Below are 20,229 nucleotides of genomic sequence, written 5' to 3' on the forward strand. Positions count from 1 at the left end.
CGACCGGCGGCGGGGGAGGTGGCGGCGGTGGCTTGGGCGGTTCGATCGGCTTGCACTGCTCCAGCTTCGTCTTGAGTTCCGCCTGCAGCGACGCAAGCTCCGCCTTCAGCTTCTGCTCGTCGGCCTTCTCCTCTTCGAGCGAGGCCTTGAGCAATGGCGTCGGATCGGGCGGCGCTTCGGGAGCGGGCGGCGCGGGCGTCTCGTGTGTGGCGATGTTGAGCGACGGATCGACCGGCACGCAGGCGCGCAACAACCACGAGGTCAGCAGCAGGAGGAGAAGAAGAAGCAGGCCGAACAGCAGGGCGCTCAGCCAGGGTGCCCAGCCGAGACGGCCGGGCAGGCTCACCGCAGGCGCGCTGGCGAGGATGGCAGCGGGCGTAGCCGGTGCGGGTACGGTTGCCAGGGCGAAGGGCTGCAGGCTCGCGGCCGCATCGGCCTCATAGCCCCAGGCGACGATGACCGGCTGGCCATCGACCACAAAGACGAAATCGTCGGAGGGCCGCGCCGTCGCCAGTTCGAGCGACCGGCCGATCAGCCGCGCTTCTTCGCTGGTCGCCGAGGCCTGAAGCTGCGCGCCGAGTGTGCGGATCGCTTCGAGGTGCGTTTCCGCAGTGCGCAGCACGTCGGCCCGCTCGCCTTCGCCGAGTTCACTCAGCCTGCGGACGGTGCCGCTCTGTGCGGCATACCAGTCGATGCCGTCGCCCGATTCGCGAAGCTGCGGATCGGCGAGAAGGTTGGCCGGCCCATTGCCCAGGCGACGGCGAATCACGGCGAGGAGCTGGCCCGCGACGGCATGCAACGGATCGCCGCGCACGCCCAAGGGGCGTACGCCGAGCCGCGTCGTCATCAGCAAAGTGGGGCGTTCGCCCATGATCCCCGAGGTGAGATGCCCATAATAGCCAAGGCATCATATCATCGGTCGAATCCGGCGGGTTTATGTCTGTTTGGACACAGATTCGCGGTGAATTCAGCCGGGGCTGAGAAATGCCGTCCCGCCCGCGGCCTCCACGCGCACGATGGGTGTCGCGAAGACGGTCGACAGGCGATCCGGATCGAGCGTTTCGCGGGTCGGCCCAATGGCCGTCAGGCGGCCATTCTCGATGATCGCGACGCGGTCGGCGTAACGCGCCGCCATGTTCAGGTCATGCAGGACCGCCAGCACGCCCAGCCCGCGGTCGACTCGTCGGCGGGCGCCGGCCAGGGCGGCATGCTGATGGGAAAGGTCGAGGCCCGAAATCGGCTCGTCGAGCAGCAGGAAGGGCTTCAGGCCGGGATCGGCGTCGCACTGCGCCAGGACGCGGGCGAGCTGGACGCGCTGGCGTTCGCCACCGGACAGAACCGTATAGGGCCGGTCGGCAAAGGCCAGCGCCTCGGTTTCCGACAGGGCCTGCTCGGCCAGCGCCTTCATCTGCGGCTCAGACAGGCGGCCGCGATGGGCGAGCAGGCCGAGCATCGCGATTTGCAGTCCCGTGAAGTCGAACGCGACGGCGGAGTGTTGCGGGAGTACGGCGCGGCGCAGGGCAAGGTCGGCCTTGCGCCATTGGCCGAGCGGCCGTCCGTCCAGCAACAGCCGTCCGGCGCTTATCGCACGATCGCCGCAGAGCGCCCCCAGCAGCGTGCTCTTGCCCGCGCCGTTGGGGCCGATGATGGCCAGGAACTCGCCCGGCGCCAGGTCGAGCGAGATGTCCTGGATCAGCGTCTTGGTGCGTGCCCGCACTTCCACACCGACGGCCTGAAGGAGGTTCATAGGCCACCTCGCGCGGCACGGCCGACCAGCAGCCAGAGGAAGAAGGGGCCGCCGACCAGGGCCGTCAGCACGCCAATCGGAAGCTCCGCCGGCGACACCAGGGTGCGCGCGAGGGCGTCGGCCAGCACGAGGATTGCGCCACCGAACAAGGCCGCGGCCGGCAGCAAGGTGCGATGCGCCGGTCCCAGCATCATGCGAACGATATGTGGCGCGAGCAGGCCCACAAAACCCACGATGCCCGAGATCGCCACGCTTGCGCCGACGGAGAGAGCGACCTGTGCCACGAGGCGGACCTTCAGGCGTTCGACATCGACGCCGACATGCGCCGCTTCGCGCTCGCCCAAGGAAAGCGCATCGAGCAGATGCGCCGTGGGCAGGAGCGTCGGCACGCTGATGGCCAGCACCAGCAATGCCGGGATGATTGCCGTCCAGGTCACGGCGCCGAAGCCGCCCATGGTCCAGAAGATCAGGGTGCGGAGCTGTTGATCGTCGGCGACGAAAACCAGCATGCCGATGCCGGCCGAGGCGAGGGCGTTCACGGCGATGCCGGCCAGCAGCAATGTGCCGACCAACGTGACGCCTTCGCGCGCGGCGATCCGATAGACGACGATCGTCGCGGCGAGACCGCCGATGAAGGCCGCGATGGGCAGGCACCACGGCCTGAAGCCCGGCGGTATGATGTGCATTACCCGCTCGCCGAGCACGATCACCGACACGGCGGCGAGGGCGGCGCCACTCGACACGCCGAGCAGGCCGGGATCGGCTAGTGGATTGCGGAACAGGCTCTGCATTGCCGCGCCGCCTGCCGCCAGCGCTGCGCCGACGGCAAAGGCTGCGATCACACGCGGCGCGCGGATGGCGTAGAGCACCGCGGCGGTCGTGTCGTCGAGCGGTGCGTCCGAGAGGCCGATAGCCGACAGGAGCTGGCCCAGTCCGACTGGGAAAGCGCCGATGCAGAGGCCGCTCAACACGCTTAGCCCGGCCGCCAGCACGAAGAGCGGGATCGGACGGCGCATTGCCGGCGCCGTCCACGTCGGAGCCGTCATGGCGCGCGCGCCAGTTCGGGGTGCAGGGCCGAAGCCAGTTCCTGCGCCGCCTGCGGCGTGCGCGGGCCGAAGCCCAGCAGCAACAGCGCATCGAACTCCAGCACCTTGCCGGCTTTGCCTGCCGGCGTGCGGTTGAGCGACGGCTGATCGAGAACCGCCTGGATGCCGCCCATGGCTTCGACCGTCTGGCGCGTGACCAGGATGTAGTCGGCCTTGGAGGCGATCACCGCTTCGGGCGTCAGCGGCCGATAGCCGGAATAGCCTTCGATGGCGTTCACGCCGCCGGCCATTCGGATGATGCCGTCCGCTGCCGTGTTGCGGCCCGCCGCCTGCGGGGCGCCGCTGCCCATGCCGAGCAGGAACAGCACGCGCGGATGGCTGGTCGCCATGGCGAGCCGGTCGGAGAGCGTCTTCATGGCAGCGCGGCCGCGTTCGATCATGGCATCGGCTTCTGCCACCTTGCCCGTGGCCTTGCCGACGGCCGCGATCTTGGTGATCACGCTGTCGTAGTCGTAATGGTCGGGAAGGACCATGATCTCGATCCCGGTCGCCTTGAGCTGATCGAGAACGGTCGCCGGGCCGGCGGCCGTCGTGGCGATGATCAAGCTGGGCTTCAGCGAGAGTACGCCTTCGGCCGAGAGGGCGCGCATGTAGCCGACCTGCGGCAACGATCTCGCGGCGTTCGGATAGAGGCTTGTCGTATCGACGCCGACCAGGAGCTTCTCCGCCCCCAGCGCATAGACGATCTCGGTGATGGAGCTGCCGACGGCCACGATGCGCGGCGGTTGCTGCGCGCTTGCAGGAAAGGAGGCGGCCAGCGCCGCTCCCATGCCCAGCGACAGGGCGCGACGTCGCCGCATCACGAAGCAGCCTGCTTCTCGATGTGCGCGACGATCGCCCGCCAGTCTTCGAGCTCTGGCTTGCCCGGCTTGCGGGCGCCGAACATCAGCAGGATGTTGCGGTTCTCCGCATCGAATGCTTCGATCGACGTGACGAGGCCGTCCTCGGTGGGCTTGCGCACGGAGAAGACGCGGGCCACGCCCGAGTCGCGCAGGTGCAGGTTGAAGTCGGGGTCGAGCACGTTGAACCAGCCGTGCGTGTCGACCAGCCGCTTCACGGGTCCGGTATGGATCTGGATGCAGCCGCGGCTGCCCACGAAGATCATGATCGGCAGGTCCGATTGCCGGGCGGCCTCCATGGCTTCGCGCAGGGCGCGCACCGGCAGCTCGCGGGAGAATTCCTCGCCGATCAGGCGCAGCGCCTGCACGCGACCGACCTTGAACTTGCCCAGCATGCCGAAGAACTCGTGCGTGTCCTTCATGCCGGCCCAGGCCTTGCGCAGCCCGTCGAGGTCGATCTCGGCATCCGGCCGGTCCGTGGCGTTGGGGGCATGCGGTGCGATCTTCAGCGGCCGCGGTTCCGCCGCCGTGAACCGGGCGATCAGCGCATCGAAGGCCGGCCGGTCGGTCTCGTCGATGGCGTAGATCTTGTGCACGGCTTCGCCGGCGGCATCGAAGAACTGCAGGCTGAGCCGTTCGCCCTGCTTCAATGGTTCGCGGACTGCAAAACCGTGCTTCCAGGAACCTAGGAACAGGCGCAGGTCGATGTCGGTGCCCAGCACCAGACCGTGCGGTCCCGTGACCTGGACGTCCTCGAAGCGGCCATGACGCTCGTGCACGCAATGTTCGTTGCGCGTCAGGCACATCACGCGGCCGACCGACGGCATGTCGTTCAGGATGCCGCGCCAGTCGGCGGTGAGTGGCGTTGCGGTCTGGCCGATCCCGAGTGCGACGAGTTCGGCCTCGCTCACGCCCAGTGTCGTGGCGGCATCGCGAATCCGCATCGCCGGCTGTTCGCCGCGCAAGCGGCTCCATCGGGCGGCGAGGTCCGCGTTCTGGGTTGAGAGCATGACTTCTCCTTTCAACGTAGATGAAAACGAACGGGAATTTCGACCCAGGCGGCGACCGGACGGCCGTCCCGGATGGCGGGCAGGAACTGCCAGCCGCGCACCGCAGTGAGAGCGGCGCGATCGAGCAGGGCGAAGCCGCTGCCGCGCCACAGCAATATCTCGGCAGCCGAACCGTCTGGATCGAGACGGACCCGCACCAGGGCTTCGCCCTGCTGGTTGAGCTCGATGGCGCGCTGCGGATAGACGGGCGGTCTCGGCGGATGGCGGTAGCGCGGCTTGCCCTCGAACACGATCAGCGGCGCCGAAGAAGCTGCCGTCTGCTGGGTCGTGCTGGCATCGCCGGCATCGGGATTGGGCGCGCGGGTGACAGAGGCCTGCGCTTTGGGCCGCGCCGCCGCCGCAGGTTTGGGCGACGGTGCCTTGGGCTTCGGAGGTTCCGCTGGCTTCAGATCGGCAGCCTTGAGCGGCGGCGGTTCCTGCGGAGGCGGCAGCTCGACCTTGATTTCCGGTTCGAGAGTGAGTTCGGGCTGTGGTTCGGGCGGCGGAAGTGCCGCAGCCGTTGCCTCGATCGACGCGAGCTGTGGTTCCGGCAGCGTCTCGGCCGATTGCTCTTTCGTTTCGGGTTCGTCGTTGTTGGCCTCGGATTCCGGGCCGGCTGTCGGCGCGGCAAGCGACAGCTCCACCATGAGAGCGGGTTCGTCGCTGGCGCTGCTGCCGGCAGTGCCGGCGAGCAGCAGGGGAGCCAGGATCAGCCCATGCAACGCAAGCGACAACGCCAGCGACACACGCGGACCGCGTGTCGCTGGCGCCGGCAGTCGCTCGGCGGAGAGGGCCGCCGGGACTACCATCGTGCCGTGAGGTTGACGCCGAAGTAGCGGCCGGGCTGCGCGTAGAGATCGAGTTGCTGGTTCGTCGATGCGAGCCCGATCACGTCCGCGGCGTTCCAGTACTTCGCGTTGGTGATGTTGAAGACGCCGGCGTTGAGCTTGATCGCGTCCTTGAAGGTGTAGCCAATCGTGGCGTCGAGATTGAAGTAGGCCGGGGTCTGGAAGTAGGTCGGGTTGCTGACCTGGCTGTGCTGCGCGGTCATCGTGCCGATGAGCTGGGCGACGATGCCGTTGCTGGAGGTGTAGCGAATGCGCGCCTGGCTGGCCCAGGGAGCTACCGAATCGACAGGCTGGTTGGTGTTCGTGTCGGTGCCTTGTGCGAAGGCCGTCCAGCCGAGCACCGACCAGTTGTCGTTGAAGCGATATTCGCCGCGCGCTTCGATGCCCCAGATCGTGACGTTGCTAAGGTTCTTGTACTGGAAGAGAGTGACCGGGCCGTTCATGCCGACCGCGACCGATTCCAGGAAGTTGTTGTAGAAGTTCGCGAAGCCGGTGAGCTGCCAGCTCGAGCCGTCGGCATACTTGCCGCGCATGCCGACTTCGAAGCTGTTGGCGGTCTCGGGCTTCAGGTTCGGGTTGGGCAGGATCTGGTAGAACGATGCTGCGTTGGTGAAGCCGAAGTTGGCATTGTCGTACGGCGGCGCGCGGAAGCCCGTCGCGTACTGGAAGTAGCCCGAATAGATATCCGAGAAGTGATAGAGCAGGCCGAGCTTGGGCGAGGCCGACACATAGGTGCTGGCCGTCGGGATCATGTTGAGCGCGGCGCCGGTCGAGTTCCAGAAGTAGCGGTCTGGATTGGGGTTCAGGCTGTAGTAGTCGAGCCTGACACCCGGCGTGATCTTGAGCCGGCCGCCCAGGGCGCTGATCTCGTCCTGCACATAGATGCCGGCCTGGATGGTCGTCGAGTCCGGGAAGTTCTTGTTGGGATAGGTTTCGCCGCCCACGTTCTGGGTGCGCGCGCCGGTCGCCAGCGTGATCTGCCAACGGTCGCGCGGCCGAGTGGTTGTCGTGTAGGCGAAGCTCAAGCCATAGGTGAAATGGTTGTCGGTGTTGCCGATCTTGGCGTTGCTGTGCATCTGCAGCTCACCGCCCCAAACGTTCTGCGTGTAGTAGAACTGCGAGGTGCGGGCATTTGTCGGCACGGCGCTGTTGGTGGCGCCGCGCAGCTGATAGGTGTCGGCCTGCATGTAGACCGAGTTGAAGTAGGCCAGCAGGCTGAGATTATCGATGAAGCCGATCGGGGCGTCGTGCTGCCACTGCGCGCTGATACGATAGGTGTTGGTGTAGTCCTGCCCCCATTCGTCGAAGACACGGGCGAAGAGGGACGGGAACGTGCCGGTGCCGGAAAGCACCTGCGTGCTCTGCTTGCCCTGCGTGTAGCTGCCGGTGACGCGGATCGTGTCGACCTCGGTCGGTCGGAACACCGCCTTGGCGAAGAAGTCGTTGCTGTAGAAGCTCGTCGGATTGGGGGCGATGGAGCTTTGTGCTGGCGTGTATTCGTGTCCGTCGCGCCGCGTGTACATGCCCATGAACTCGAAATCGCCGGCCCGGACGGCGCCCGTGAACGTCTCGGCAAACTGGAGATTGGCGCCGCTATAGGCCGCCTTGACGCTGCCGTAGATGTTCCGGCCTTCCTTCAGGTAGTCGCCGGGGTCCTTGGTGGTGTAAGCCACCACGCCGCCGATCGCGTCCGAACCATAGAGTGCCGAGGCCGGTCCGCGGACGATTTCGACCCGCTTGATGTCCTCGAGGTCGGGCTGCTCGCGCGTATAGGTGCCGGCGCCCGTATTGCTGTCGGGAAAGTCGGGCTGGCGCATGCCGTCGACCATGAGCAACACGCGGTTGCCGCCGATGCCGCGAATGACGAAGTTCTGAAAACCTGCGCGCGTCGGATTGTTGCCGACCGTGACGCCCGGCTCGTTGCGCACGAGGTCGCGGACGTCCTGCATGTTCTCGCGGTCGATTTCCTCGGTCGTGATGACCGAGACGGTCGCCGGGACGTCTTCGAGTGGGCGACGGCTGCGCATCGCGGCGGTGGTGACGGCGTCGAGCTGGGTGGGGATCGCTTGCGGAGCAGTCGGGGCCGCTGTCGGGACCTGGACTTGCGCCTGGGTCTGATTCGGGGATGCTGGCGTGACGGGCTTCGGGTTGATCGGCGAGGGTTGCGGCGTCGTTTGCGCCGAGGCAGGCACGGCAAGCGTGCCGCCGATGGCTGTCGTCGCCATCAGTGCATAGAGAAGCGTACGGATCGTCATAAGCCAGGTCCCCAAAACAGAAAAAGGACGCCTGGCTGGCTTGCTTCCCCAACAGGAGCGGCGGGCTGGGCAGTTTGACCGAGGAGGGATGGCCCCTCGGGGTCTCGTTACTTGGTGAGAATGAGCTTGTTGGAGGCGGTGACGCGCAGGCGGTACGTTTCCGTCCCGTGGCGGATGATCAGCTCCCGCTGACCGCTCATCAGGGCCACGCTTTCCACGACCGGCAGCCCCAAGTCTCGCGCGCGCGAAGCCGGTCGTTCCTGCTCGCCTTCTGTCGACTGCACAGGATGCGTGATCTGCGCCATACGCCTCTCATCCCCTTTTGAGTTGCGATTGACTCTTAATTGCATAAACTGTGATTTCTGTCAACGGTCTTCAATAGGCGGAGAAACCATGGAAAGCGCGCAGGATCAGAGGCTTAGCACCCTGCAACGCGACCCGAAGCCGGGGTGTGGCCGTCCCGGCTGCGCCTGTGCCCTACCCGTGAGCGAACGCTTCGTCCTCTGGGCGCTGCGCCAGTGGCATCAGGATCGCGCGCTTCCCGGCGAAGGCTCGATCCTCCATCGCGGTTTCAAGGTTGCCGGTCTCCTGGAGGCGCTGCCCGACTTCGCCATTGCCATGGATGCCTTCCTGTTCGGTGCGCGCCGCGCTATCGAGATCCATGTGCCGACCTGCTCGGGCGTGAGCCGCGACGAGGCGGTGCTCGTCGCGCTGTGTGGCCTGGCGCAGGGCGATTTCGACGGCCCGCTGCTGGCGTCGCTCGACGCGATGATGGTGCCTACGGCGTCGCGTGTGGCGGCTGTGCGGCTCAAGACCTTCGCCGCGGCCTTGTCGAGTGCGGGGCTGCGGCTTGCGCCGATGCCGGGCGACGCCGGCGGGAGGCTCAATTGACCGCGCCCATGCCCGACCGTCTCGCCGACCTGCAGCACGCGATGCGGGTGATTTCCGACGCCGTCGAGGGGCTGCCCGAGGAATGCCGCGATCTCGCCGGCAACGCGTTGCTCAACATTGCTGCCGAAGCGGTGACGCAGGATGTCGGTTGCACCGAGGCCGGCCGCATCTTCGCGCGTCTTGCCGACCTGTTGTCGCGCGGCCTGCAGCCACCGGCCGCCGACGCGATCCCGCTCAGCGGCTTCGATGCGTGACGGCGGCCGAGTTGCGGCGCTCCACGACGAGTTCGGCAGGTGCGGCGTGGTCTGGCGAGCGGAAGATCGTCAGATCTCGATGCGGCTGCCGAGCTCGACGACGCGGTTGGCGGGCAAGCCGAAGAAGTCGCCGGCGCTGGCGGCAAAGCGCGACTGTGTCAGGAAGAGCTTGCGCTGCCAGCGGGGTAGCAGCGGCTTGCTCGATGCCGTGAAGCTGTTGCGGCCGACGAAATAGGAGGTTCGCATCGGATCGAACGGCAGCCCCTTGTCGGCCAGCCGTTCGAGGTCGCGCGGCACCTCGGGCTGCTCCATGAAGCCGTAGCGCAGCACGATACGGTGGACGCCCTTGCCGAGATGGGTGATCTGGCTGCGATTCTCCGGGGAAACGTACGGGATGTCCGGCACCTCCACGGTAAGCAACGCGACATGCTCGTGAAGCACTTCGTTGTGCTTGAGATTGTGCAGCAGGCAACGCGGAGCATTGCCGGAAAAAGCCGTCAGATAGACCGCCGTGCCCTGAGGGCGATGGAGGCGGCCGGGATTGATGCTGCCGAGCAGAGCTTCCAGCGGCAGCGAGTCTTCACGTTCGCGCTGGGCGACGGCGATCCGTCCCCGGAGCCAGCTCCACATGGCGAGGAACATCGCCGTGGCGATGACCAGCGGCACCCAGCCGCCGTCGAGAAACTTCAGCATGTTGGCCGACAGGAGCGAGGTGTCGATCACGATGAACAGGCCGAATACCGGAATCGAGAACTGCCAGGGCCATTTCCAGGCGCGAACAGCCAGTGCGAACACCAGCACGCTGGTCACCAGCATGGTGCCGGTGACAGCGATGCCGTAGGCAGCGGCGAGATTGCTCGAGGACTTGAAGGCCAGCACCAGGACGACGATGCCGGCGAGCTGCAGCCAGTTCACGACAGGCAGGTAGACCTGGCCGAACTCGCTGGCCGAGGTGTGCTCGATATGCACACGAGGGCTGAGGCCGAGCAGCGAGGCCTGTGTCGCCATGGAGAAGGCCCCGGAGATCGTGGCCTGCGAGGCGATCACCGTTGCGGCCGTCGCCAGCCCGACCAGCGGATAGAGCGCCCAGTCCGGCGCCAGAAGGAAGAACGGATTGGCGATCGCCGACGGATCGGCCAGCAGCAGGGCGCCTTGCCCGTAGTAGTTGACCAGCAGCGCCGGCAGCACGAGCCCGAGCCAGGCCATCCGGATCGGCTTGACGCCGAAATGGCCCATGTCGGCGTAGAGCGCTTCCGCGCCCGTCACCGCGAGGGTGACGGCACCCAGCGCCAGAAAAGCGACGAAGCCATTCTCGCGCGTGAAGGCCACAGCGTGATGGGGCGAGAGAGCCGCCAGCACACTAGGGTTGTCGACAAGCTGGCGGATGCCGAGGGCGAACAGGACGACAAACCAAAGCAGGGTGATCGGCCCAAACCAGCGACCCACGCCTGCCGTCCCGAAGCGCTGGACGGCGAACAGCCCGCACAGCACACCGAGCGCGATGGGCAACACCAGGGGCTGGAGGGCGGGCGCGGCGACGTTCAAGCCCTCGACCGCACTCAACACCGAGATGGCCGGCGTGAGCAGGCAATCGCCGTAGAAGAGCGCAGCGCCTGCGATGCCGAGCATGAGGTAGATCCGGCGGCGGCGTTCCGGGATGTTGCTCTGACGCGACACCAAGGCCATCAGCGCCAGCACGCCGCCTTCGCCCTTGTTGTCGGCGCGCATCACCACGCCGACATATTTCACCGTGACGATCAGGATCAGCGCCCACGTGATCAGCGACAGGATGCCCAGTACGTTCTCCGGCGTCGGCTGGATGCCGGTGTACTCGCTGAAGCACTCCTTGACCGTATAGAGCGGGCTGGTGCCGATATCGCCGAAGACGACCCCGAGTGCAGCGAGTGTGAGTGCGGCCGCGCGCTTGTTGCCGGCAGGCTGCCCCGGCGAACCATTGGCCGTCATGCTGATCGTCTCTCCCCCACCCGCCGTGCTCCCTGGCAGATGATTGATCCTACGCGTGAATTCCCCGACGCTGCAGCTCCGAAATGCGACGATTGGAGGAAACGATGGCCGAGAGCGAAAACTACCGGAAGGGCAGCCAGATCAGGGCCGAGTTGATGGGCGAGAAGTATGCCGCCGAGATGGCCAAATCGGTCTACGACGACCCGATGATGAGGAAGTTCGGCGATTATGCCCGAGAAGCGGTCTTCGGCATGCTGTGGTCCCGGCCCGGCCTCGACCTCAAGACACGGGCGCTGATCTGCGTCATTTCCGATACGGCCCAGGCACGCTGGCCGGAGCTGGCCATCCACCTGCGGATGGCCCGCCGCCAGGGCTGGACCGAGGACGAATTGTCGGAGGCGCTGATGCATCTTTGCGGCTATATCGGCCTCCCGTCGGTGCGCGAGGCCATGCTCACCGCCAAGGAAGTGTTCGAGGAACTGCGCAAGGAAGGCTGAGTGCAATGGTGCTGATGACGACAAGCGACCTGCCGCTCGAACGGATCGCCCGCGGCAAGGTGCGCGATGTCTACGCCGTGGACGGCGACCGGCTGCTGCTGGTCGCGACCGATCGGGTGAGCGCCTACGACGTGGTGATGGCCGAGCCCATCCCGCAGAAGGGTGCCGTGCTGACCCAGGTCAGCGCCTGGTGGTTCCGCCAGCTGGGCGATGTCGTCAGCCATCACATGATCTCGGCCGACGCTGACGAGATCGTCGCAGCGGTGCCGGCTCTCAAGGACCACCGCGACGAGATCGCCGGCCGCGCCATGCTCTGCAAGCGCGGGACGGTGTTTCCCATCGAATGCGTCGTGCGCGGCTACATCACGGGCTCGGCCTGGCGTGAATACGCCAAGACCGGAACCCTGGCCGGCGAGACGCTACCGGCGGGCCTGCAGGAAAGCGGCCGGCTCGACCCGCCGATCTTCAGCCCGGCGACCAAGGCCGAGAGCGGCCACGACGAGAACATCACCATCGCACAGATGAAGAAGGTGCTGGGTGCCGACGTCACCGCCGAGCTCGAGCGGCTGACCCGTCTGGTCTACACCAAGGGCCGCGACGTGGCGCTGAAGCAGGGCATCATCATTGCCGACACCAAGTTCGAGTTTGGCCGCACCGGGTCGGGCGAGATCCTGCTGATCGACGAAGTGATGACTCCCGACAGTTCGCGGTTCTGGCCGGCCGATGGCTATGTCCCCGGCAAACCGCAGCCCAGTTTCGACAAGCAGCCGCTGCGCGACTGGCTCGACGTCGAGCGTCACGCCGGCCGCTGGAATGGCGAGGCGCCGGCGCCATGGCTGCCGGCCGATGTCGTCGAGGCGACCAGCAAGCGCTATCTCGAAGCCTATCGGCGGCTGACCGGCGCCGATCTCGTCGTGTCGTGACAGCCGACAAGGATTGGCGCGCGATCAATCGCGCCAATTGGGACGAGCGAGTCGGCGTCCACCTCAAGGCTCCGGGCTACGACCTGGCCCCCTTGCGTGCCGGCCGTGGCCGGCTGAATGCCATCGAGGAGGCCGAGCTCGGCGACGTAAGCGGGCTCGAGGTGCTGCACCTGCAATGCCATTTTGGCGCCGACACGCTTTCGCTCGCCCAGCGCGGTGCCAGGGTGACCGGCCTCGATTTTTCCGAGCCCGCGATTGCTGCGGCGCGTGACCTCGCCGACGAGCTGGGCCTGGCAGATCGGGCGCGTTTCATCTGCGCCGATCTCTATGATGCGCCATCTGCAGTGGGCAAGGCGGGGGCTTTCGACCTCGTCTATGTCACCTGGGGCACCACCTGTTGGCTGCCCGATATCAGGCGCTGGGCCGCGATCGTCGCGCACTTCCTGAAGCCCGGCGGCCGGCTCTATTACGCCGACGGTCATCCGTCGGCCTATGTGTTCGACAACGAGACGAAGCTGCCGGACGGGATGCCGGGCTATTTCGCGCCGTACTTCGAGCGCGACCCGCTCGTCATGAACGACGGCTTCGACTACGCCGATCCCGATGCCCGGCTGGTGAATGCGACCAACGTAAGCTGGATGCATTCGCTCTCTGGCATACTTAGCGGCCTCATCGACGCCGGCCTGTCGCTCGACTGGCTGCACGAGCACGCGCAGGTGCCGTGGCAGATGTTCCATATTCTGGTGAAGCGCGACGATGGCGACTGGCACTGGCCGGACAAGCCCTGGCTGCCGCTCGCCGTCTCGCTGCAGGCAAGCCGGCGCTAGGTGCGCTTCGGCAGGGTGAAGCGCGCGTCGCGCAGCTTCTTTTCCAGAACAGGAATGCCCGCCGCGTAGTTGCCCTTGGCGCACTCGTCCATCGCCACGCTCGCGGTGACGTCGGGGAAGAGCTGGCCGTTGCCCTGGCCGCTCAGGTAGCGGCGATAGAGGCCGGACAGATCGGCGCAGTAGGAAGCGTCGTCGGCGATCGCGGCCGACGGCGCCAGGCACGGGACGAAGAGGATCGCCAGAAAAAGCAGAAGCTTGCGGGACATGTCGCGGTCCTACGCCGCGGTTCCAGGCCCCGCAAGCATCGCTTGCTTCACCTTAGTGCGTGTCGCGGGCAGCCCGCTGGCTACGCTGCAGGAACTGCTCGCGCACCCACAGGAAGAGGGCGACGAACGGCAGCCAGCCGATCCAGCGCAGACCTTCGATGAAGTATTCGCCCTGATTGCTGGCCATCAGATAGTCGATCTGCACCTTCCAGACCGTGCCGGCGACTTCGAACGCCAGCATCCAGAGCAGCAGTGCCGGCAGCACGACGACCAGGGGCTTCATATGTGCCGGCAGCCGTTCGCTGTACCAGGGGGCGAGGGAGATCGAGAAGATCAGCACCGCGAGGACCAGTTTGGTTGCCGGGTGGTTTTCGAACCACGAGACCAGGAACGGCTCGCGGACGATCATGCCATAGGCGGTCCAGGCCAGAACCGCGCCGCCCAGCAGAATGACCGACGGATAGCGATCGACCAGCTTGATCACCAGCTTGCTGCCCCAGACGATGATTGGCACGCTGATGGCAAGACCCAGGATGATCAGCAGGATGCTGCCGTGCGCGGCGCCGCCGATCGCCAGCACGTTGTCGACGCCCATCACCGCATCCGCGATCACGATGGTGCGGACAGCGCCGGCGAAGGTCGTGGCCGGCTTGGCGAGGTGGCTTTCCTCATGGCCGCCGCCCTCGGGGGTCAGCAGCTTGCGGGCGATCCAGACCAGAGCGAGACCGCCGGCAAGCATGAAGCCTGGCACCGCCAGGATGTAGACGACGATGATCGCCATGAAGGCGCGGATGGCGATGGCACCGAAGGTGCCCCAGAAGATGACCTTGTTCTGGCTCTCCTTGGGCAGATTGCGCGCGACCAGCCCGATGATGAGGGCGTTATCGCCCGCCAGCACGAGGTCGATCAGGACAATAGCGAGTAGGGCCGACAGGAATGCGGCCGAAAAGAAATCGATTTCCACGAAAAGTCTCCAACAACGAGTAGGCGTAAACCACCATCCCCGCGAGGGGCAGCGGCGCTTTCAGTCCGTTGTCAGAACTTGATGGGCACTTTCTCGGCATCCCGCGGTGGCGCGGACTCAAGCGGCTTGAAGAAGGCGCCGGCGACGATGCGCAACACCATGATGCCTGCCGCCAGCGCGCTGCCAGCCAGAAAGAGCTGCAGCAGGTGCCAGTGTCGCATCGCCAGCACCGAAAACTCGCCACTCAGGTCGAACAGGGCATATTCGAAACCCAGTTCGCCAAACAGGGACGGATCGACGGAATCGCCGAAGGCGGACAGGATCATGCACACCACCACCGAGGCGACAAACAACTCGCCGCTCGGCGACACGGTCCGAACGGCATTGGCCGCACGGTGTGATCGGTGGATCAGACGCATGATTCAGCCAATTTCCTGTCCAGGCGGCTGGAGATCAAGGCTAAAGCGACACGACCGTTCCGAATTGTCGCAGCCCAGAGGTCAGATTCTGATACGCCGCAGCCTCAACGCGTTGCCGATCACACTGACTGAACTGAGCGCCATGGCGGCTGCCGCAATGATGGGGGACAGCAAAATTCCGAAGAGCGGGTAGAGGATGCCCGCGGCGATCGGAACGCCCGCGGCATTGTAGACGAAGGCGAAGAACAGGTTCTGGCGGATGTTCGCCATCGTCGCCTCCGACAGCCGCCGGGCACGGACGATGCCCATCAGGTCGCCCTTGAGGAGCGTGACGCCCGCACTTTCGATGGCGACGTCCGTGCCCGTCCCCATGGCGATGCCGACTTCGGCTGCGGCCAACGCCGGCGCGTCGTTGACGCCATCACCGGCCATGGCGACGACTCGGCCCTCGCGGCGCAGTTTCTCGATCACGGCGCTCTTCTGGTCGGGCAGCACTTCGGCCTCGACTTCGGTGATGCCGAGCCGCCGTGCCACGGCCTCGGCGGTGGTGCGGTTGTCGCCGGTCAGCATGACCACGCGCACCTTCTCCGCCGCCAGGGCCCGCAACGCTTCGGGCGTCGTCTCCTTCACCGGATCGGCGATGGCCAGCACCGCGGCGGCCCTGTCGTCGATTCCCAGAAAGATTGCCGTCGCCCCTTCGCTGCGCTGCCGCTCGGCCTCGCGCTCGAGATCAGCCGTGTCGATACCCTGCTCGCCAAGGAAGCGGGAATTGCCCAGAACGATCCTGTGGCCCTCGACCGTACCCAGCGCCCCTTTGCCGGTCGGCGAGTCGAAACCGGACACGGACGGCAGCGAGATATTGCGTTCGCGCGCGGCGGCGACGATCGCCAGTGCCAGCGGATGTTCGCTGGCGGTTTCGACGGCTGCCGCCAGACGCAGGGCCTCGTTCTCGGCGATGCCGGTGGCCGGCACGATCGAGACCAGCTTGGGTTTGCCTTCGGTCAGGGTGCCGGTCTTATCGACGACCAGCGTGTCGATGCGCTCCATGCGCTCCAGCGCTTCGGCGTTCTTGATCAGCACGCCCGCCTGGGCGCCGCGGCCGACACCGACCATGATCGACATCGGCGTCGCCAGACCCAGGGCGCAGGGGCAGGCGATGATCAGCACCGTCACTGCTGCGACGAGGCCGAAGGCCAGCTTCGGTTCGGGGCCGAAGACGGCCCAGGCTCCGAAGGCCACGAGGGCGATGACGATGACGATGGGAACGAAGTAGCCCGAGACCTGGTCGGCCAGGCGCTGGATCGGCGCGCGGCTGCGCTGCGCTTCGGCGACCATCTGCACGATGCGCGATAGCATGGTGTCGCGGCCGACCTTTTCGGCGCGCAGGACGAAGCTGCCGGTCGTGTTCAGCGTGCCCGCGATCACCTTGGCGCCTTGCTCCTTGGTGACCGGCATGGATTCGCCGGTGACCATCGATTCGTCGAGCGACGAGCGGCCCTCGATCACTTCGCCATCGACCGGCACCTTCTCGCCGGGCCGCACGCGCAGGCGGTCGCCGACCGACACGGCATCGAGGGCGACTTCCTCGTCCGTGCCGTCGTCCTTCAGCCGGCGCGCCGTCCTGGGTGCGAGATTGAGCAACGCCTTGATGGCGCCCGACGTCTGTTCGCGGGCCCGCAGCTCGAGCACCTGGCCCAGCAGGACCAGCACGGTGATCACGGCGGCGGCCTCGAAGTAGACCGCAACCGTGCCGTCGGCGCCGCGGAAGGCCGGCGGGAAGAGGCCGGGAAGGGCGATGGCCACGACGCTATAGGCCCAGGCGACGCCGGTGCCCATCGCGATCAGGGTGAACATGTTGAGGTTGCGCGTCTTGAGCGACTGCCAGCCGCGCACGAAGAAAGGCCAGCCGGCCCACAACACAACCGGCGTCGCCAGGGCGAATTGCAGCCAGCTCGAGAGCTTCTGGCCGATCAGCATGTGCAGGCCGGTGAGGTGGCCGCCCATCTCCAGGACCACGACGGGAACGGCGAGTACGAGACCGACCCACAGGCGTCGCGTCATGTCGGTCAGCTCTTCGCTGGGGCCGCCATCGAGCGAGACTTCGGCCGGCTCCAGGGCCATGCCGCAGATCGGGCAGCTTCCGGGGCCGACCTGCCGGATTTCCGGGTGCATGGGGCAGGTGAAGATCGTACCGGGCGCGACCGGAGCCTGTCGCGTCTCGGCCGGCTGCAGGTAGCGCAGCGGCTCCGCCGTGAATTTCCGCAGGCACTTGGGGCTGCAGAAATAGTAGGTCTTGCCGTCGTGCACCGTCGTGTGTTTGGCCGTGGCAATCTTCACCGTCATGCCGCAGACGGGATCCGTCGCCGTCCTGTCGGCGCCATGGGGATGGTGATGGCCAGGCTGACAGCAATCGTGTTCCATGGCTTGCGGTCTATACCCTGCGGGGGTATATTTCAAGCTATGGACGAAAAGCTCAAGAAGTCGCAGCTGGCGCGGCTCAGCCGCATTGAAGGCCAGGTGCGCGGCGTCGCCCGCATGATCGAGGAAGATCGCTACTGCATCGACGTGATCACGCAGGTCCGCGCCGTGCGTGCCGCCCTCGATAAAGTCGAGCAGGAAACGCTCGGCGACCATCTACGACATTGCGTGGCGCATGCCTTTCATGCGGGTTCGACGCGTGAACGCCAGACCAAGATCGACGAGCTTCTGGAAGTTCTCGACAATCGTCGTCGTTGATCTGGGCATCGACCTATACCCTGCAGGGGTTAGGTGCCCACTTCGTCGTCAGTGCGATTGACAAGACCGGAGACGATGGACATTTTGTGCTCCATGCGATTGGCCAATCCCTTGAACCTCCTGATGCGAGTTCTATTCCTCGCGGTGGTGGGATTCGTCGTGGCTGCGGGAACGGCCTCTGCCCATGAAGGGCGCCACGACGGGCGTTCCGCTGGTTCGTCTTACTCCGAGCCGTCGGCCCATCATTCGCACGATCAGCAGGGCACGACGGAGCATCAGGCTTCGTCCGACGAAGCCGCCAAGGTCGACGGCGATGCCAATCCCTGTCCCAGGGATCAGTCGCCGGATCACGCATCGAACAATTGCTGCAACATCGCCTGCCATGCCGCCCTTGCGGCCACGCCGGTGGATTCCATCGGAACCTTGCAGGTTCACGGCCTCCGTATCGTCGGCCTGACCGATCTGCTCGTAGGCCGCTTGAGCGGCCGCACCGAACGACCTCCCAAACTCGGCTGACCTGAGTACGCGCTGAAGGCGCGTGTCTGGCCGTGAGTTTTTGGATTCGTCCGTTCAGACACTCGATCTGCGCGAACTCAGGTGATCTCCGCGCCGCGTGAGCGGCCGGAACGCGACTGCCTGTCTGTCGGTCAACCTTGGTTCGGATCGTTGCCTATGAAGTATCTGCCATTCCTGGCGCTTGCCTTTGGCGTTGCCGCCTGCAACTCGCCGCCTCTGGAGGAGCTGTCGCCGACCGGGCCGACCAGCCCCGAGGCCCCCATCGTCGCTGCGCCATACCAGCCGGTCATGACGGGAACGGCATCGCATGTGCCGGTCGGCCTGAAGCCCTGGCGCGAGCTGAACGACGGCGTCGCGCCCGGCGCGGGACGGACGCCATGACCGTGCTTTCCAAGGTTACGGCCACGGTTCTCGTCGGTCTGCTGGCGGGCGGTTGCGCGAAGTTCACGGCGGATGGCGGCATGTCGCCGGTCACCGACAATGTGCGCCGCGAGATCGGCAAGGATACTGTCAAACTTTCCTCGGCCGAAGCGACGCAGCGGGCTCGCGAGCGTGTGCAGGCGCTGCTGTCCGAGCCGCTGAGCGAGGATACGGCGGTCCAGATTGCCCTCCTCAACAATCGCGGCCTGCAGGCCGCCTACAACGACCTTGGCATCTCCGAGGCGGAGTACGTCCAGGCGACCTTGCCGCCCAATCCGGCGCTCACCGTATCGCGGGTCTTCGGCCCCAGCGGCTTTGCCGAAGTCGGCTTCCAGCTCGTCGGCAATCTGCTGGCTTTCGCCACGCTGCCGCGCAAGTCCGAGATCGCGAAGCGCGAGTTCGAGGAAGCCCGCTATCGCGCCGTTGCCACGACGTTGAGCCTGTCGGTGGATGCCCGGCGCGCCTATGTGCGGGCGGTGGCGGCCCGCCAGCAGCTCGCGCTGCTCGAACAGGCCCGTCAGACCGCCGACGCCTCGGCCAACATGATGAAGCAGCTCGGCGAAACCGGTGCTGCCAATAAGCTCGATCAGGCGAGGGTCACGACGTTCTATGCCGAACTGAGCGCACAGGTCGCGCAGGCGCGGCTTGCCGAGAAGCGCGAACGGGAAGCGCTCAATCGCATCATGGGCCTGTGGGGCAGCGATCTCGACTACAAGCTGCCGTCGAGACTGCCGGTCCTGCCGGCCGCGCCCGACAACCTGGCCGACGTCGAGGTCGAGGCCATGCGGCGAAGAGTCGACCTGATCATCCTGCGCTACGAGATCGTGACCCTGGCCAAGTCGGTCGGGTTCGTCGAAGCCACGCGCTACATGTCCTTCCTCGAGCTCGGCCTGGGTTATCGCAACGAACTCGAGACCAACGACGAGGGCAAGCAATCGTCGAAGAACCGTTACGGTCTGGAACTCGGCATCGTCGTTCCCGTCTTCGACACCGGCGAAGCGCGGGTCACGACGGCGCGCGAGATCTACATGCGGGCGATCAACCGGCTCACCGAACGATCGGTGAATGCGCGGTCGGAAGCTCGTCTTGCCTATTCGACCTATCGTGCGACCTACGACATCGCGCGCTACTACCAGACGCGCATCCTGCCTTTGCGTCGGCAAATCTCTTCGGAGGTCCTGCTACGCTACAACGGCATGCTGGTCGATGTCTTCGAAGTCCTCGTCGAGGAGCGCGACCGCATATCCGCCAATGTCGCGGCGTTGAACGCGTTGCGCGACTTCCACCTCGCCATCGCCGACCTGCAGGCGGCGTTGATCGTCGGCGGAACCGTACCGCCTTCCGGCGTCATCAACACCACACCACCCCCCGAAACCTTGCCGCTCGGCCTCTGATCCAGGGAGCAGACCATGACTCTTTCAAGACGCGATCTCGTCGGGGCTTCGGGCCTTGCCCTGCTGGGCGCCAGCGCGATCAGCGGACGCGCACAGGCGCAGTCGATCCCCGAGGCGCCCCGGGTCACGACCAACACCATGCAGCCGCCGCTCTATCCGACGAGCGGACCGGACTACCAGCCGGTAGTGACCCTGAACGGCTGGACGCTGCCGTGGCGGCAGAACGGCGACTGGAAGGAATTCCATCTCGTCGCCGAGCCGGTGGAGCGCGAGATGGCCCCGGGCATGATCGCCCGGCTGTGGGGCTACAACG

General features: G+C 66.1%; 21 protein-coding genes and 2 pseudogenes. 10 read left to right on the forward strand and 13 right to left on the reverse strand.

Going from position 1 to position 20,229, the window contains the following annotated elements; translation table 11 throughout:
• The 8 genes and pseudogenes from BN60_RS31105 to hemP all read right to left on the reverse strand — a co-directional run.
• Positions 1-871 (reverse strand): annotated as a pseudogene (locus tag BN60_RS31105) (hypothetical protein); the annotation flags it as partial.
• 96 nt (positions 872-967) lie between these two features.
• Positions 968-1,747 (reverse strand): heme ABC transporter ATP-binding protein, encoded by a 780-nt coding sequence (locus BN60_RS27280; protein WP_020699370.1) that lies wholly within the window; start codon positions 1,745-1,747, stop codon positions 968-970.
• Positions 1,744-2,793, reverse strand: a complete 1,050-nt coding sequence (locus BN60_RS27285) for a FecCD family ABC transporter permease (RefSeq protein WP_020699371.1) — start codon at positions 2,791-2,793, stop codon at positions 1,744-1,746. Before BN60_RS27285 ends, BN60_RS27280 begins: the two co-directional genes overlap by 4 nt.
• Positions 2,790-3,653, reverse strand: coding sequence for a heme/hemin ABC transporter substrate-binding protein (locus BN60_RS27290; protein WP_020699372.1), 864 nt, complete (start codon positions 3,651-3,653; stop codon positions 2,790-2,792). Before BN60_RS27290 ends, BN60_RS27285 begins: the two co-directional genes overlap by 4 nt.
• A complete protein-coding gene (locus BN60_RS27295) occupies positions 3,653-4,702 on the reverse strand; it encodes a hemin-degrading factor (protein ID WP_020699373.1) in 1,050 nt (349 codons plus the stop codon). Before BN60_RS27295 ends, BN60_RS27290 begins: the two co-directional genes overlap by 1 nt.
• 11 nt (positions 4,703-4,713) lie before the next feature.
• Positions 4,714-5,550, reverse strand: a complete 837-nt coding sequence (locus BN60_RS29310; RefSeq protein WP_020699374.1) for an energy transducer TonB — start codon at positions 5,548-5,550, stop codon at positions 4,714-4,716.
• Positions 5,544-7,844 carry a TonB-dependent hemoglobin/transferrin/lactoferrin family receptor gene (locus BN60_RS27305; RefSeq protein WP_020699375.1) on the reverse strand — a complete coding sequence of 767 codons (2,301 nt, stop codon included), beginning with the start codon at positions 7,842-7,844 and terminating at the stop codon, positions 5,544-5,546. Before BN60_RS27305 ends, BN60_RS29310 begins: the two co-directional genes overlap by 7 nt.
• A gap of 107 nt (positions 7,845-7,951) precedes the next feature.
• Positions 7,952-8,149, reverse strand: a complete 198-nt coding sequence (gene hemP / locus BN60_RS27310) for a hemin uptake protein HemP (RefSeq protein WP_020699376.1) — start codon at positions 8,147-8,149, stop codon at positions 7,952-7,954.
• 88 nt (positions 8,150-8,237) lie between these two features.
• Here hemP and BN60_RS27315 point away from each other — a divergent pair, with 88 nt between their 5' ends.
• On the forward strand, positions 8,238-8,735 hold the full coding sequence (locus BN60_RS27315) for a hypothetical protein (RefSeq protein WP_043284387.1): 498 nt from the start codon (positions 8,238-8,240) through the stop codon (positions 8,733-8,735).
• Entirely contained in the window at positions 8,732-8,989 is a 258-nt protein-coding gene (locus BN60_RS27320; RefSeq protein ID WP_020699378.1) for a hypothetical protein, read from the forward strand. Before BN60_RS27315 ends, BN60_RS27320 begins: the two co-directional genes overlap by 4 nt.
• Before the next feature lie 69 nt (positions 8,990-9,058).
• Here BN60_RS27320 and BN60_RS27325 read toward each other — a convergent pair whose 3' ends face one another.
• The gene (locus BN60_RS27325) at positions 9,059-10,954 is read right to left on the reverse strand and encodes a potassium transporter Kup (protein WP_020699379.1); all 1,896 of its coding nucleotides are present in this window, start codon (positions 10,952-10,954) and stop codon (positions 9,059-9,061) included.
• 104 nt (positions 10,955-11,058) lie between these two features.
• Here BN60_RS27325 and BN60_RS27330 point away from each other — a divergent pair, with 104 nt between their 5' ends.
• Genes BN60_RS27330 through BN60_RS27340 form a run of 3 tightly spaced genes read left to right on the forward strand, consistent with a single transcriptional unit; the run spans position 11,059 to position 13,201 of the window.
• Positions 11,059-11,451: a carboxymuconolactone decarboxylase family protein gene (locus BN60_RS27330; protein ID WP_020699380.1), complete on the forward strand. Its 393-nt coding sequence runs from the start codon at positions 11,059-11,061 to the stop codon at positions 11,449-11,451.
• 5 nt (positions 11,452-11,456) lie between these two features.
• Positions 11,457-12,374, forward strand: a complete 918-nt coding sequence (locus BN60_RS27335) for a phosphoribosylaminoimidazolesuccinocarboxamide synthase (RefSeq protein ID WP_020699381.1) — start codon at positions 11,457-11,459, stop codon at positions 12,372-12,374.
• Positions 12,371-13,201, forward strand: a complete 831-nt coding sequence (locus BN60_RS27340; RefSeq protein ID WP_020699382.1) for a class I SAM-dependent methyltransferase — start codon at positions 12,371-12,373, stop codon at positions 13,199-13,201. The genes BN60_RS27335 and BN60_RS27340 overlap by 4 nt, the downstream gene beginning before the upstream one ends.
• Here BN60_RS27340 and BN60_RS27345 read toward each other — a convergent pair.
• The 4 genes from BN60_RS27345 to BN60_RS27360 form a co-directional block, all read right to left on the reverse strand.
• On the reverse strand, positions 13,198-13,467 hold the full coding sequence (locus BN60_RS27345) for a hypothetical protein (RefSeq protein WP_020699383.1): 270 nt from the start codon (positions 13,465-13,467) through the stop codon (positions 13,198-13,200). The two genes, BN60_RS27340 and BN60_RS27345, sit on opposite strands and share 4 nt — an antisense overlap.
• A 52-nt stretch (positions 13,468-13,519) precedes the next feature.
• On the reverse strand, positions 13,520-14,431 hold the full coding sequence (locus BN60_RS27350; protein WP_020699384.1) for a TerC family protein: 912 nt from the start codon (positions 14,429-14,431) through the stop codon (positions 13,520-13,522).
• Positions 14,432-14,502: 71 nt separating this feature from the next.
• Entirely contained in the window at positions 14,503-14,850 is a 348-nt protein-coding gene (locus BN60_RS27355) for a hypothetical protein (RefSeq protein ID WP_020699385.1), read from the reverse strand.
• Positions 14,851-14,931: 81 nt separating this feature from the next.
• The gene (locus BN60_RS27360) at positions 14,932-17,307 is read right to left on the reverse strand and encodes a heavy metal translocating P-type ATPase (RefSeq protein WP_425357819.1); all 2,376 of its coding nucleotides are present in this window, start codon (positions 17,305-17,307) and stop codon (positions 14,932-14,934) included.
• A 3-nt stretch (positions 17,308-17,310) separates the two neighbouring features.
• On the opposite strand from BN60_RS27360, the gene BN60_RS27365 reads away from it, so the two are divergent.
• The 5 genes and pseudogenes from BN60_RS27365 to BN60_RS27385 form a co-directional block, all read left to right on the forward strand.
• Positions 17,311-17,586 carry a metal-sensitive transcriptional regulator gene (locus BN60_RS27365; RefSeq protein WP_020699387.1) on the forward strand — a complete coding sequence of 92 codons (276 nt, stop codon included), beginning with the start codon at positions 17,311-17,313 and terminating at the stop codon, positions 17,584-17,586.
• A 123-nt stretch (positions 17,587-17,709) separates the two neighbouring features.
• The gene (locus BN60_RS27370) at positions 17,710-18,102 is read left to right on the forward strand and encodes a hypothetical protein (protein WP_148283537.1); all 393 of its coding nucleotides are present in this window, start codon (positions 17,710-17,712) and stop codon (positions 18,100-18,102) included.
• A 156-nt stretch (positions 18,103-18,258) separates the two neighbouring features.
• Positions 18,259-18,483 carry a hypothetical protein gene (locus BN60_RS27375; RefSeq protein WP_020699389.1) on the forward strand — a complete coding sequence of 75 codons (225 nt, stop codon included), beginning with the start codon at positions 18,259-18,261 and terminating at the stop codon, positions 18,481-18,483.
• Positions 18,480-19,916: a TolC family protein gene (locus tag BN60_RS27380; protein ID WP_020699390.1), complete on the forward strand. Its 1,437-nt coding sequence runs from the start codon at positions 18,480-18,482 to the stop codon at positions 19,914-19,916. The genes BN60_RS27375 and BN60_RS27380 overlap by 4 nt, the downstream gene beginning before the upstream one ends.
• A gap of 15 nt (positions 19,917-19,931) precedes the next feature.
• A pseudogene (locus BN60_RS27385) lies at positions 19,932-20,229 on the forward strand (copper oxidase); the annotation flags it as partial.

This window comes from Reyranella massiliensis 521 (genome assembly GCF_000312425.1).
GTDB lineage: Bacteria > Pseudomonadota > Alphaproteobacteria > Reyranellales > Reyranellaceae > Reyranella > Reyranella massiliensis.

Excerpts from the sequence above, each read along its gene's own strand:
- BN60_RS27290 (WP_020699372.1), bottom strand. The coding sequence starts at position 3,653 with ATGCGGCGACGTCGCGCCCTGTCGCTGGGCATGGGAGCGGCGCTGGCC.
- BN60_RS27285 (WP_020699371.1), bottom strand. The coding sequence starts at position 2,793 with ATGACGGCTCCGACGTGGACGGCGCCGGCAATGCGCCGTCCGATCCCG.
- BN60_RS27375 (WP_020699389.1), top strand. The coding sequence starts at position 18,259 with ATGAAGTATCTGCCATTCCTGGCGCTTGCCTTTGGCGTTGCCGCCTGC.
- BN60_RS27280 (WP_020699370.1), bottom strand. The coding sequence starts at position 1,747 with ATGAACCTCCTTCAGGCCGTCGGTGTGGAAGTGCGGGCACGCACCAAG.
- BN60_RS27295 (WP_020699373.1), bottom strand. The coding sequence starts at position 4,702 with ATGCTCTCAACCCAGAACGCGGACCTCGCCGCCCGATGGAGCCGCTTG.
- BN60_RS29310 (WP_020699374.1), bottom strand. The coding sequence starts at position 5,550 with ATGGTAGTCCCGGCGGCCCTCTCCGCCGAGCGACTGCCGGCGCCAGCG.
- BN60_RS27330 (WP_020699380.1), top strand. The coding sequence starts at position 11,059 with ATGGCCGAGAGCGAAAACTACCGGAAGGGCAGCCAGATCAGGGCCGAG.
- BN60_RS27345 (WP_020699383.1), bottom strand. The coding sequence starts at position 13,467 with ATGTCCCGCAAGCTTCTGCTTTTTCTGGCGATCCTCTTCGTCCCGTGC.
- BN60_RS27325 (WP_020699379.1), bottom strand. The coding sequence starts at position 10,954 with ATGACGGCCAATGGTTCGCCGGGGCAGCCTGCCGGCAACAAGCGCGCG.
- BN60_RS27370 (WP_148283537.1), top strand. The coding sequence starts at position 17,710 with ATGCGAGTTCTATTCCTCGCGGTGGTGGGATTCGTCGTGGCTGCGGGA.
- BN60_RS27315 (WP_043284387.1), top strand. The coding sequence starts at position 8,238 with ATGGAAAGCGCGCAGGATCAGAGGCTTAGCACCCTGCAACGCGACCCG.
- BN60_RS27355 (WP_020699385.1), bottom strand. The coding sequence starts at position 14,850 with ATGCGTCTGATCCACCGATCACACCGTGCGGCCAATGCCGTTCGGACC.
- BN60_RS27380 (WP_020699390.1), top strand. The coding sequence starts at position 18,480 with ATGACCGTGCTTTCCAAGGTTACGGCCACGGTTCTCGTCGGTCTGCTG.
- hemP (WP_020699376.1), bottom strand. The coding sequence starts at position 8,149 with ATGGCGCAGATCACGCATCCTGTGCAGTCGACAGAAGGCGAGCAGGAA.
- BN60_RS27335 (WP_020699381.1), top strand. The coding sequence starts at position 11,457 with ATGGTGCTGATGACGACAAGCGACCTGCCGCTCGAACGGATCGCCCGC.
- BN60_RS27365 (WP_020699387.1), top strand. The coding sequence starts at position 17,311 with ATGGACGAAAAGCTCAAGAAGTCGCAGCTGGCGCGGCTCAGCCGCATT.
- BN60_RS27305 (WP_020699375.1), bottom strand. The coding sequence starts at position 7,844 with ATGACGATCCGTACGCTTCTCTATGCACTGATGGCGACGACAGCCATC.